Origin of the sequence: Paenirhodobacter sp., assembly GCF_047600745.1 — a bacterium.
Taxonomy (GTDB): Bacteria; Pseudomonadota; Alphaproteobacteria; order Rhodobacterales; family Rhodobacteraceae; genus Rhodobacter.
Genome location: NZ_JASGKI010000004.1, coordinates 1164342 through 1176510 on the forward strand (window position 1 = coordinate 1164342; position 12169 = coordinate 1176510).

Annotated in this window: 12 protein-coding genes; 7 read left to right on the forward strand and 5 right to left on the reverse strand. The window is 69.2% G+C overall.

The features are described from left to right. Positions 1 to 5: 5 nt before the first annotated feature. Together QM789_RS14455 and trpE are read left to right on the forward strand one after the other, a co-directional pair. Positions 6 to 1544, forward strand: a complete 1539-nt coding sequence (locus QM789_RS14455) for a peptidyl-prolyl cis-trans isomerase (protein WP_420353320.1) — start codon at positions 6 to 8, stop codon at positions 1542 to 1544. Positions 1545 to 1554: 10 nt separating this feature from the next. Beyond that, positions 1555 to 3060: an anthranilate synthase component I gene (gene trpE, locus QM789_RS14460; protein ID WP_420352565.1), complete on the forward strand. Its 1506-nt coding sequence runs from the start codon at positions 1555 to 1557 to the stop codon at positions 3058 to 3060. 1 nt (position 3061) lies between these two features. Here the strand turns inward: trpE and QM789_RS14465 are convergent, their stop codons facing one another. Both QM789_RS14465 and QM789_RS14470 read right to left on the reverse strand, forming a co-directional pair. Then, a complete protein-coding gene (locus QM789_RS14465; RefSeq protein WP_420352566.1) occupies positions 3062 to 3613 on the reverse strand; it encodes a divergent polysaccharide deacetylase family protein in 552 nt (183 codons plus the stop codon). Beyond that, entirely contained in the window at positions 3610 to 4239 is a 630-nt protein-coding gene (locus QM789_RS14470) for a hypothetical protein (RefSeq protein WP_420352567.1), read from the reverse strand. The genes QM789_RS14465 and QM789_RS14470 overlap by 4 nt, the downstream gene beginning before the upstream one ends. Before the next feature lie 149 nt (positions 4240 to 4388). Here QM789_RS14470 and QM789_RS14475 point away from each other — a divergent pair, with 149 nt between their 5' ends. From QM789_RS14475 to QM789_RS14495, 5 genes are read left to right on the forward strand one after another with little or no spacing between them, the layout of a single operon-like run. Next, positions 4389 to 4976 (forward strand): anthranilate synthase component II, encoded by a 588-nt coding sequence (locus QM789_RS14475; RefSeq protein WP_420352568.1) that lies wholly within the window; start codon positions 4389 to 4391, stop codon positions 4974 to 4976. Continuing rightward, on the forward strand, positions 4973 to 5980 hold the full coding sequence (trpD, locus tag QM789_RS14480) for an anthranilate phosphoribosyltransferase (RefSeq protein WP_420352569.1): 1008 nt from the start codon (positions 4973 to 4975) through the stop codon (positions 5978 to 5980). The genes QM789_RS14475 and trpD overlap by 4 nt, the downstream gene beginning before the upstream one ends. Then, complete coding sequence (gene trpC / locus QM789_RS14485; RefSeq protein WP_420352570.1) at positions 5977 to 6762, forward strand: indole-3-glycerol phosphate synthase TrpC; 786 nt, start codon at positions 5977 to 5979, stop codon at positions 6760 to 6762. The genes trpD and trpC overlap by 4 nt, the downstream gene beginning before the upstream one ends. Next, positions 6759 to 7223, forward strand: a complete 465-nt coding sequence (moaC, locus tag QM789_RS14490) for a cyclic pyranopterin monophosphate synthase MoaC (protein WP_420352571.1) — start codon at positions 6759 to 6761, stop codon at positions 7221 to 7223. Before trpC ends, moaC begins: the two co-directional genes overlap by 4 nt. Then, positions 7220 to 8398 carry a molybdopterin molybdotransferase MoeA gene (locus QM789_RS14495; RefSeq protein ID WP_420352572.1) on the forward strand — a complete coding sequence of 393 codons (1179 nt, stop codon included), beginning with the start codon at positions 7220 to 7222 and terminating at the stop codon, positions 8396 to 8398. Before moaC ends, QM789_RS14495 begins: the two co-directional genes overlap by 4 nt. On the opposite strand, the gene recN is transcribed toward QM789_RS14495, so the two are convergent. The 3 genes from recN to lpxC form a co-directional block, all read right to left on the reverse strand. After that, a complete protein-coding gene (recN, locus tag QM789_RS14500) occupies positions 8395 to 10038 on the reverse strand; it encodes a DNA repair protein RecN (protein WP_420352573.1) in 1644 nt (547 codons plus the stop codon). The genes QM789_RS14495 and recN overlap by 4 nt on opposite strands. A 6-nt stretch (positions 10039 to 10044) precedes the next feature. After that, the gene (locus tag QM789_RS14505; RefSeq protein WP_420352574.1) at positions 10045 to 10890 is read right to left on the reverse strand and encodes an outer membrane protein assembly factor BamD; all 846 of its coding nucleotides are present in this window, start codon (positions 10888 to 10890) and stop codon (positions 10045 to 10047) included. Between the two features lie 148 nt (positions 10891 to 11038). Continuing rightward, entirely contained in the window at positions 11039 to 11959 is a 921-nt protein-coding gene (gene lpxC / locus QM789_RS14510; protein WP_420352575.1) for a UDP-3-O-acyl-N-acetylglucosamine deacetylase, read from the reverse strand. Positions 11960 to 12169 lie beyond the last annotated feature (210 nt).

Consider the following 12169-nt stretch of genomic DNA (forward strand, 5'->3'; position numbering starts at 1 on the left):
TCGGCCTGTCTGTGGGCGATGCGGAAGTGGCGCGGCAGATCACCCGCATCCCCGCCTTTCAGAGCGCGGGCGGCAAGTTCGACCGCGAGACCTACCGCATGGCGCTGCGCCAGGAGGGCTTTACCGAGGCCGATTTCGAGGAGCGCGTCCGCAGCGACCTCACCCGCTCGGTCGTGCAGGGCGTGATCACCAGCGGCGTGCAATCCCCCGCCCCGCTGACCGCGGCCTTCACCGCCTTTGTCACCGAAAGCCGCTCGCTGGCCTGGGCGGAGATCGCGCCCGCGGACCTGCCCGCGCAGCCCGCCGCACCGACCGAAGAGCAGCTCAAGGCCTGGTATGACGCGCATACCCAGAATTACACCAGCCCGGAATCGCGCGAAATCAGCTATGTCTGGCTGACGCCCGACATGCTGAAGGACGAGGCCGCGCCGGACGAGGCCACGCTGCGCGCGATGTATGAGCAACGCCACGACGAGTTCAACCAGCCCGAACGGCGCATGGTCGACAAGCTGGTCTTCCCGACCGAGGAAGAAGCGCTGGCCGCGAAGGCGCGGCTCGATGCCGGGCAGATCGGCTTCGAGGATCTGGCGCGCGAACGCGGGCTGGACATCGCCGACATCGACCTGGGCGAAGTGTCGAAGGCGGATCTGGGCGCGGCGGGCGATGCGGTCTTCGCGCTGAAGGAGCCGGGCGTTGCCGGTCCGGTGCAGACGGACCTCGGCCCCGCGCTGTTCAAGATGAATGGCATCCTGAATGCCGAAGCGACCGGCTTCGACGAGGCGAAGACCGATCTGGCCGCCGAGGCGACGATCGACCGCGCGCGGCGGATGATCGCCGACATGTCGGCGGATCTTGAGGACCGCCTGGCCTCCGGCGCGACGCTGGAGGAGATGGCGAAGGAAACCAGGATGCAGCTTGGCCATATCGCGATGACGGCGCAGACGACGGAGGGAATCGCCGCCTATCAGGGCTTCCGCGATGCCGCCAATGCCGCGACGCAGGAGGATTTCCCCACCCTCGCCAATCTGGACGACGGCAGCGTCTTCGCCCTGCGGCTCGATGGCACCACCCCGGCGGCGCCGATCCCCTTCGATCAGGTCCGCGACCGGGTGGCGGCGGATTGGAGCGCGGCGGAGCTTGGCCGGCTGAAGGTCGCCCGGGCCGAGGAGATCGCGGCGGCGGTTTCCGCCGGGGCCGCACTCGCCGATCAGGGGCTTGTGGTCAGCAATGCGGCGGCGGTCGAGCGCACCGGCTTCATCGAGGGCGTGCCGCCCAGCCTGATCCGCACCGCCTTTGAAACCGCGCCGGGCAAGCCCTCGGTGATCAACGAAGGCGGCCGCGTCTTCGTCGTGGTCCCCGGCCAGCCGATCGCCGCCGATCCGCAGGATCCGGAGGTCGCGCAGCTTCACAACACGCTCAGCCAGCGGCTGGCGCAGTCCATCGCCAACGACCTGCTGATGCTCTATGCCACCTCGGCGCAGAGCGAGCTTGGCCTGACGGTGAACACCGCCGCGATCAACGCCGTTCAGGCGCAGATGCAGTAAGGAGGCGCAGATGGTCGCCCTTTCCCCCGCCTTCGACGCTTTCGAGCGAGCCTGGACCCGCGGCGAGAACCAGCTTGTCTATGCCCGGCTGGCCGCCGATCTGGATACCCCGGTGTCGCTGATGCTCAAGCTGGCGGATGCGCAGCCGAACAGCTTCATGCTGGAATCCGTCACCGGCGGCGAGGTTCGGGGGCGCTATTCCATCGTCGGTATGAAACCCGATGTGATCTGGGAGTGCCGGGGCGAAACCGCGCGGATCAACCGCAACGCCCGGTTCGAGGACCGCTACGACGCCCTGCCCGGCCATCCGTTCGAAAGCCTGCGCGCGCTGATCGCCGAAAGCCGGATGGAGATGCCCGAGGATCTGCCCGCCGCCGCCGCGGGGCTGTTCGGCTATATCGGCTACGACATGATCCGGCTGGTGGAGCATCTTCCGAACGTCAATCCGGACCCGCTCGGTGTGCCGGATGCGGTGCTGATGCGGCCTTCGCTGGTGGCGGTGCTGGACGGGGTGAAGGGCGATGTGATCCTCTGCGCCCCGGCGTTCCAGTCCTCGGGCCTGTCGGTGCGGGCGGCCTATGCGCAGGCGGCGGAGCGGGTGATGGACGCGCTGCGCGACCTCGACCGGACGCCCTCGCAAAGCCGCGAGATGGGCGAAACCACGCAGGTCGGCCCGCTGCGCTCGAACTTCACCGCCGAGGGTTACAAGGCCGCCGTCGAGAAGGCGCGGGACTATATCCGCGCGGGCGACATCTTTCAGGTCGTGCCCGCGCAACGCTGGGCGGCGGATTTCCCGCTGCCGCCCTTCGCGCTCTATCGCTCGCTGCGGCGGACGAACCCCTCGCCCTTCATGTTCTTCCTGAACTTCGGCGGGTTCCAGATCGTCGGCGCCTCGCCGGAGATTCTGGTCCGGCTGCGCGAGGGCGAGGTGACGATCCGCCCGATCGCGGGCACCCGCCCGCGCGGCGCGACCCCCGCCGAGGACAAGGCGCTGGAGGAAGACCTTCTGGCCGACAAGAAGGAACTGGCGGAACATCTGATGCTCCTGGACCTTGGCCGCAACGATGTGGGCCGGGTGGCGCGGATCGGCACGGTGCATCCGACCGAGAAATTCACCATCGAGCGCTATTCCCACGTCATGCATATCGTGTCGAACGTGGTGGGCGAACTGGCCGAGGGGCAGGATGCGCTCTCTGCCCTGCTCGCCGGTCTGCCCGCGGGCACGGTATCGGGCGCGCCCAAGGTCCGCGCGATGGAGATCATCGACGAGCTGGAACCCGAGAAGCGCGGGATCTATGGCGGCGGCGTCGGCTATTTCGCGGCGAATGGCGAAATGGACATGTGCATCGCGCTGCGCACGGCGGTGGTGAAGGATCGGGTGCTGTATATCCAGGCCGGTGGCGGCGTGGTCTATGACAGCGACCCGGAGGCGGAATATCAGGAAACCGTGAACAAATCCAAGGCTCTGCGCAAGGCGGCCGAGGATGCGGGCCTGTTCGTCAGCCGCGGCAACTGACTCAGCGCGGCAGTCCGGACACCGGGGCGGGCGTGACGCCGCGCTCCGTTTCGGCCCAGGCGCGCAGCCCCATCACCGAGGCGGGCCAGCTGTGCAGCAGCACCGTTGCCCCACCCGCGCCGACCCGCTCCAACGCACGGCCCACGCCGGCTTCCGAATCGCGACCGGCATCCAGCACCTGCGTCTCTTCCGCGCCGACCCGCGCGATCCCGGCGCGGGCCAGCGCCTGCGCAAGCGGCGGGCCCGCGACCACGGCCACCGCACCCGGCACGGCCTTGCGCCAGGCATCCAGCGCCGCATCGGCATCGGCACCTTCCGGCAGGTCGGGCGCCAGAATCGCGACTTCGATCCCGGCGGTGCGGTAATCGGCGGCGGCTTCGGCGGCATCGGGGCGGGTCGGGTCGAGGGCGATGGTCACGGGCACGTCCAGCGCCTTGATCGCCGCCCGGTCGAGCCCCCCCGCCGCGACGCCGACATCGACCAGCACCACCGCCATCACCGGCAGCGCCCCCGGCGCGGGTTCGATCAGCGGCGGCGGCTCGGAGCCGATCACCGGCAGCCGATGCGCGGGACCGGAGGTGAAAACGCTTGGCGGATTGGCGGGCGCGGGGCGACCGTTCGGCAGCAGGATGATCTCCCCCCGCCGGAGCCGAGCGCGGGGGCGCGGGCCTCGCCGGGCGGCGGCACCGGAACCGGGGCTTCGGCGGCGGGACGCAGGACGGGATCGTCCCCCGGCGCGGCGGGGGCAACCGGGGCGATGGGAGTTTCGGGAACCTCGGGCCGGGACGCGGGCATCGGCGCGGCAGTGACAAGGGGCATCGTCCGGACGGGTTGCGCGGGCGCGGCGGGCGTGGCCGCGACCAGCGGGGCTTCCTCTCCGGCAGGCGCGGCGGGCACCCGGTCCCCCGCTCCGCGCGCGAATTGCGAGGCCGCCGGGACCGAAACCGCATCCGGCGCATTGCCGGGGGCCGGGCGGTCTTCCGCCACAGGCGCCGCCGGAACGCTATCGGCCTTGGTGGCGGGCGGGGCCTCCTGCGGCACGGCAAGCGGCACGGTGGCAGGATCCGGCGCGGCAGGCAGGTTCGCGGGCGGCAGCGGCGCCAGCACCGAAAGCGCCCCCAGCCCCAGCACCGCGACCACCGCGCCCGTGCCAAGTCCGGCGATCAAACCTCGAACCATACGTTCCGCCCCCTCAATTCCATGCGACACCCGTTCTGCCCGGGTTTATCGTCCGTCCGGGCCTTGACCCCGGCCCGCCGCTCTGACCATCTATAGCCCGGCGCCCGGCGCGGTTCATCCCCCAAATCCGGCGCTACGAAAGGAATGCCATGCTGCTGCTCATCGACAACTACGACAGCTTCACCTACAACCTCGTCCATTATTTCGGCGAGCTGGGCGCGGATGTGAAGGTGGTGCGTAATGACGCGCTCGACGTGCAGCAGGCGATGGGGATGGGGGCGGAGGCGATCGTGCTCTCCCCCGGCCCCTGCGACCCGGCACAGGCGGGGATCTGCCTGCCGCTGACGCTCGCCGCCGCCGAGGCGGGGCTGCCGCTTCTGGGCGTGTGCCTCGGCCATCAGACGATCGGCGCGGCCTTCGGCGGGCAGGTCGTGCGGGCGGGCGAAACCGTGCATGGCAAGATGGGCACCATCCACCACGGCGGCAAGGGCCTGTTCCGGGGCCTGCCTTCGCCCTTCCTCGCCACGCGCTACCATTCGCTGATCGTGGACCGCGACAGCCTGCCCGACTGTCTTGAGGTCACGGCATGGCTCGACGACGGGATGATCATGGGGCTGCGCCACAAGGAGCGCCTGATCGAGGGGGTGCAGTTCCACCCCGAGTCGATCGCCTCTGAGCACGGCCACCAGATGCTGCGGAATTTCCTGGAGGAAGCGAAAGTGAAGGTGACGGCATGAGTGCGTTGAAGCCCCTGATCGGGATCGCCGCCGAACGCCCGCTGACGCGCGCGGAGGCCGAGGCGGCGTTTGAGACCTTTTTCGAGGGCACCGCTACGCCCGCGCAGATGGGCGGGTTCCTGATGGCGCTGCGCACGCGTGGCGAGACGGTGGACGAAATCACCGCCGCCGCCAGCGTGATGCGCGCGAAAATGAACCGCGCCCGCGCGCCCGAGGGCGCCATGGACATCGTGGGCACCGGCGGCGACGGCAAGGGCACGCTGAACATCTCGACCGCCACGGCCTTTGTGGTGGCGGGCGCGGGTGTGCCGGTGGCCAAGCACGGCAACCGCAACCTGTCGTCGAAATCCGGCGCGGCGGATGCGCTCACCGCCTTGGGCATCGACGTGATGAAAGGGGTGGAGGTCGCGGAGCGCTGCCTGGCCGAGGCCGGGATCGGCTTTCTGATGGCGCCGGTTCACCACCCCGCGATGCGCCATATCGGGCCGACGCGGGTCGAACTGGGCACGCGGACGATCTTCAACCTGCTCGGGCCGCTGACCAATCCCGCCGGGGCGAAACGGCAGCTAACGGGCACCTATTCGCGGCAATGGATCCGGCCGATGGCCGAGGTGCTGAACCAGCTTGGTTCCGAGGCCGCATGGCTGGTGCATGGCGGCGACGGCACGGATGAGTTGTCGATTGCCGGGGTCAGTTGGGCCGCCGCGCTCGAAGGCGGACAGATCCGCGAATTCGAGGTCCATCCCGAGGATGCGGGCCTGCCGGTCCACGCGTTCGAGGAAATCATCGGCGGCGAGCCGGTCGAGAACGCCCGCGCCTTTGCCGCGCTGCTCGATGGGGCTACGGGCGGCTACCGCGATGCGGTGCTGCTGAATTCGGCGGCGGCGCTGGTGGTGGCGGGCAAGGTTTCCACGCTCAGGGACGGGGCGCGGATGGCGGCAGAGAGCATTGATTCCGGTGCGGCCAAGGCGAAACTGGATGCGCTGAAACGGTTGGCGGCATGAATATTCTCGACAAGATCAAGGCCTACAAGCTTGACGAAATCGCGGCGGCGAAGGCGGCGCGGCCCCTCTCCGGGGTCGAGGCCGAGGCGCGCGCGCAATCCCCCACCCGTGGCTTTGCGAAGGCGCTGACGGCCAAGGCCACCGGGGGTTATGGCCTGATCGCCGAGATCAAGAAGGCCTCGCCGTCGAAGGGGCTGATCCGCCCGGATTTCGACCCGCCCGCGCTGGCGCGCGCCTATGAACAGGGCGGAGCGGCCTGCCTGTCGGTGCTGACCGATACGCCCTCGTTTCAGGGCGCGCCGGAGTTCCTGACGGCGGCACGGGGGGCCTGCGCCCTGCCCGCCCTGCGCAAGGATTTCCTTTACGACACCTATCAGGTCGCGGAGGCGCGGGCCTGGGGCGCTGATTGCATCCTGATCATCATGGCTTCGGTCGAGGATGCGTTGGCGGCGGAACTGGAGGATGCGGCCTTCGGCTGGGGCATGGATGTGCTGATCGAAGTGCATGATGCCGAGGAACTCGACCGCGCGCTAAGGCTGCGCTCGCCGCTTCTGGGCGTGAACAACCGCAACCTGAAGACCTTCGAGGTCACGCTCGACACCACCCGGCGGCTGGCGCCGACGGTTCTGACGGAGGGGCGCGATCTGGTCTGCGAAAGCGGGATCTTCACGCCCGCCGACCTTGCGGCCATGGCCGAGGTCGGCGCGCGCCGCTTCCTGATCGGCGAAAGCCTGATGCGGCAGGCCGATGTCGCCGCCGCGACCCGGGCGTTGCTGGCATGAGCCTGACGCATTTCGATGCCGCCGGACAGGCGCATATGGTCGATGTCTCCGGCAAGGAGGTCACCGCGCGGGTGGCCGTGGCCGTGGGCGCGGTGGTGATGGCGCCCGAAACGCTGGCCCATGTGCAGGACGCGCCCAAGGGCGATGTGCTGGGCGTGGCGCGGGTGGCCGGGATCATGGCGGCGAAGAAGACGGCGGAACTGGTGCCGCTGTGCCATCCGCTGCCGATCACCAAGGTCTCGCTCGATCTGGTGCCGGATGCGGACCTGCCCGGCGTCCGGATCACCGCGACGGTGAAGACGACGGGGCAGACCGGGGTGGAGATGGAGGCGCTGACCGCCGTCAGCGTCGCCGCCCTCACCGTTTATGATATGCTGAAGGCGGTGGAGAAATCCATGCGGATCGAGGGGATCCGCGTGCTGTTGAAGGATGGCGGCAAGTCGGGGCGATACGAGGCATGATTCCGGTCGAAGAGGCTCTGGCCCGGGTTCTGGCGCTGGTCGCGCCGCTGCCCTCCGAAACGGTTGCGCTGCGCCATGCGGCGGGGCGGGTTCTGGCGGCGCCGGTGGTGGCGCGGCTGACGCAACCGCCGTTCGATGCCTCCTCGATGGATGGCTATTGGCTCGCGGCGGCAGATCACCACCCGGGCGCGGTGCTGCGGATCGAGGGTGAGGCCGCGGCGGGGCGCGGTTACACCGGGCCGCTGGCCCCCGGTCAGGCGGTGCGGATCTTCACCGGCGCCCCCTGCCCCGCGCCGGGCGGGGTCGTGGTGCTTCAGGAAGACGTGCTGCGCGAGGGCGAGACGATCACCCTGCCCGCGACGCTTTCGCGCAATGACAACATCCGCCCGCGCGGGCAGGACTTTGCCGAGGGCGAGGGCTTCCACCCGGCCCGGGCGCTCAACGCGCGCGACATCGGCCTGATCGCCGCGATGAACGTGGCCGAGGTTTCCGTCCACCGCCGCCCCATCGTTGCGATCATGGCGACGGGGGACGAACTGGTGCAGCCCGGGGAAACGCCCGGCCCGGACCAGATCATCTGTTCCAACAACCTGATGCTGGCCGCGATGGCCGAAACGGCGGGGGCGGAGGTGCGCCTGCTGCCGATCGCGCGCGATGCCGAGGACAGCCTGCGCTTCACCTTCGGGCTGGCTGCGGGGGCGGATCTGATCGTCACCTCGGGCGGTGCGTCGGTGGGGGAGCATGATCTGGTCGGGCAGGTCACGGTGGAACTGGGGCTGGAGCGCAGCTTCTGGAAGATCGCGATGCGGCCGGGCAAGCCGCTGATGGCGGGGCGGATGGGGGAAAGCGTTCTGCTCGGCCTGCCGGGGAATCCGGTCTCGGCGGCGGTCTGCGCGCAACTGTTCCTGCTGCCGATGCTGGCGCGGATGCAGGGGCGGGCGGCGCACCCAACGCCGCGTCAGGCCGTTCTGGCGGTGGATGTCGGCCCCACCGGCCCGCGCACGCATTACATGCGCGCGGTGCTGGGCGCGGGGACGCCGCCCGGCATCACCCCCTGCACCAGCCAGGATTCCGCCCGGCTCGGCGTTCTGGCGGAGGCCGATGCGCTGCTGATCCGTCCGCTGGGCGATGGCCCGCGCAAGGCAGGGGAGACGGTGGACTACCTGCCGCTTTAGCCCGCCAGAAGATCCTGCGCCGCCGCCCGCGCGGCCTCGGTCACCTCGGCGCCCGAAATCATGCGGGCGATTTCATCCACCCGTTCCGCCGGGGCCAGCGCCACCACGCGGGAGGTCGTCATGCCGCCCGAGACCGATTTCTGCACCCGGAAGTGATGCCCGCCCCGCGCCGCGACCTGCGGCGAATGGGTGACGACCAGAACCTGCGCCACCTCGGCCAGTTGCGCCAGCCTGCGCCCGACGGCATCGGCGGTGGCACCACCCACGCCGCGGTCGATTTCGTCGAAAATCAGCGTCAGCGCATCCGCCCCGCGCGCCAGAACCACCTTCAGCGCCAGCAGGAAGCGCGACAGTTCCCCGCCCGAGGCGATCTTGTCGAGTGGCCCGGCGGGCGCGCCCGGATTCGTCGCCACAGTAAAGGCCACGGCGTCCACGCCCTCGGCCCCCGCCTCGCCCGGCGCGACCTGAGTCGCGAAAACCGCGCGTTCGAGCTTCAGCGGCGCAAGCTCCGCCGCCATCGCCGCATCCAGCCGCACCGCCGCCGCCCGGCGCGAATCGGACAACCGGTCGGCCTCGGCCCGATAGGCGGCTTCGGCGCGCGCCAGTTCCGCCTCCAGCGTCACGATCGTCTCTTCCCCCGCGTCCAGCGCCGCCAGCCGATCGCGCAGCATCTCGGCCAACCCGGGCAGGTCATCGCCCACGACACCGTGCTTGCGCGCCAGCGCCCGGACCGCGAACAGCCGCTCCTCGGCGGCCTCCAATTCGCGCGGATCGTGGGACAGCGCATCGAGCGCCTGTTCGACCCCCGACGCCGCTTCCCCCAATTCGATCAGCGCCCGGTCCAGCGCGGCAAGCGGCGCCTCCAGCCGGCCCTCGGCGCGGTCGGCGGCGCCCTGAAGCCAGCGGTCGGCATCGCGCATCGCCCCCTCGGCGCCCTCCGGGCCAAGCGCCTGCAAGGCGCGGGTCACATCGGCGCGGATCCGCTCGGCGGCCTGCATCGCCCGGCGGCGCGCGTCGAGTTCCGCCTCCTCGCCCGGCTGCACCGCCAAGGCGTCCAACTCCGCCACCGCATGGCGCAGGAAATCCTCCTCGCCCTTCACGGCGGCCAGCCGCGCCCGCGCAACGTCCAGCGCCCGCGCGATCTTCAGCCGCTGTGCCCAGGCCGCGCGCACCGGCGCCAGGTCATAGCCCCCGAAGGCATCCAGCAGCGCCCGGTGCCCGCGTGGGTTCAACAGCCCGCCATCGTCATGCTGGCCATGCAGTTCGACCAGAACCGCCGACACCGCGCGCAGCACCTCGCCCGAGGCACGCCGGTCGTTGATCCATGCCGTCTTGCGGCCATCGAGCGCGTTTACCCGGCGCAGAATCAGTTCATCTTCCACCGGGATCCCGGCCTCGGCCAGAACCGCGCGGGCCGGATGCCCCGCGGGCAGATCAAAGACAGCGGTGACCTCGCCCTGCTCCGCGCCCTTGCGCACCAGTTCCGCCCGGCCGCGCCAGCCCAGCACGAAGCCCAGACAGTCGAGCAGGATCGACTTGCCCGCCCCGGTCTCGCCGGTCAGCACGTTCAGGCCCGGCCGGAACGTCAGGTCCAGCCGGTCGATCAGCAGCATGTCGCGGATGTCGAGCGAGCGCAGCATGGCGCCTCAGAGCCAATTGCCCTTGATCACCTGACCATAGACCTCGCTCAGCCAGCTGCCGGGCTTCGCCTCGGGGCTCAGGCCCTGCTTCTTCAGCTGCGCATAGGCGTCCTGGTAGAAGGGCGAGGACTGGAAGTTGTGACCGAGAATGGCCCCCGCGGTCTGCGCCTCATTCGTCAGGCCGAGCGCGAGATAGGCCTCCACCAGCCGCTCCAGCGCCTCCGGCGTCTGGGTCGTGGTCTGGAACTGCTCCACCACGACGCGGAAGCGGTTGATCGCGGCGGTGTAATGCCCCTGCTTGAGGTAGTAACGCCCGATCTCCATCTCCTTCGCCGCCAGATGGTCGAAGGCGAGATCGAATTTCAGCATCGACGAGCGCGCATAATCGCTGTCAGGATATTCCTCGATCACATCGCGCAGCGCCTGAAGCGCCTGATAGGTCAGGCCCTGATCACGGCCCACCTCGTCGATCTGGTCGTAATAGGACAGCGCGAGCAGGTATTTCGCATAGGCCGCATCCTCGTCCCCCGGATAGGTATCCAGGAATCGCTGGGCGGAACCGCGCGCATCCTCGTATTTCTTGGCCTTGTGCTGCGCATAGGCTTCCATGATCAGCGCGCGCTTGGCCCATTCCGAATAGGGATAAAGCCGCTCAACCTCACTGAAATAGCGCAGCGCCTCGACCGGGCGGCGGGGATTGCCGACCTCAAGCTCATATTCGCCGCGCTTGTAGATTTCCTCCGCGGTGAAATTCTCCATCGGCGGTTCCTTCGGCTTGCCACTACAGGCCGCCAGAAGGATTGCAAACACAAGACTGCCGACCCGGAATGTCGCCGCTTTGCCCAGTGTCATGCCCGTCGCCTCTTCCCGAATTCCGCGCGCGAAGGGCGGAGCCGCAACACGCTGCCAAGGCCACCTGTCCCGGCGGCTGCTTCGCACCTCTAGCACAGAAAAATCCGGTGCGCAAAACAGCTTTCGCGCATCCGGAGGGGCCTTTCGCTCACCGTGCCGCGACGGGGACGCGGCGCGCCACGCCCGCACCCGGCAGGCTGTGCGCCTGTTGCGGACTACAGGTTTCCCAGGCCCAGGCGGTGGGGTCCGCGAACAGGGCGCGCAGCAGGCGGTTGGTCATCGCATGGCCCGAACGGTTGCCGACATAGCGGCCGAGAATCGGCCCCCCCGCCAGCGCCAGATCGCCCATCGCGTCGAGCATCTTGTGCCGCACGGCTTCGTCCGGATGACGCAGGCCACCGGGGCTCAGCACCTTGTCGCCGTCGATCACGACCGCGTTTTCATAGGTGCCGCCAAGGGCCAGCCCATGCGACTGCATATAATCCACATCGGCGCGGCGGCAGAAGGTACGGCTGTCCATCAACTCGCGCACGAAAGCGCCGTTCGACATCTTCAGGTGCTTTTCCTGCTTGCCGATCGCCGCATCGGTGAAGTCGATCGCGAAGTCGATCTCCAGCGCCTGCGCCGGTTCGAGCCGGGCCGTCGCCTCGCCATCACGCACTTCGACCGGTTTCAGGATCCGCACGGCACGCAGCGGCGCCTGTTGCGTCCGGGTGCCCACACGGCGCATCGCCCGCACGAACAGCGCCGAGGAACCGTCGAGAATCGGCACTTCCGGCCCGCTGATTTCGATCAGCGCGTTGTTGATGCCCAGACCCGCCAGCGCGGCCATGATATGTTCGATCGTCGAGACCGAGACACCCGCCTCGTTTTCGATCAGGGTGCAGAGCTTCGAGGGAGTTACCTTGTCCCACCGCGCGATCACCAGCGGGTCGCGGTCGGAAATATCGGTGCGGCAGAACACGACGCCATGGTCCGCCGGCGCCGGGTGGACAACCATCCGCACCGGGGCGCCCGAGTGGAGGCCCACGCCGTCGAAGGTGACCTTGGATCCGAGTGTCGTCTGCACGGTACGCTCCTGTTGACTGCCCGCCCCAAGAACTCCGGGGCTCGCAAGATCAGTTAGGCAGACCCGTCACAGTTAACAATTCACTCTTTGCAACAGCCTGAAACAATCGCGCCGCCGCGCGGCGAAACCGCGCCATCCACCGAATAACCACATGAAATACAATAGAAAAAGGCCGCGAAACCCGCGGCCTTTGAAATTTCAGATGTGAAC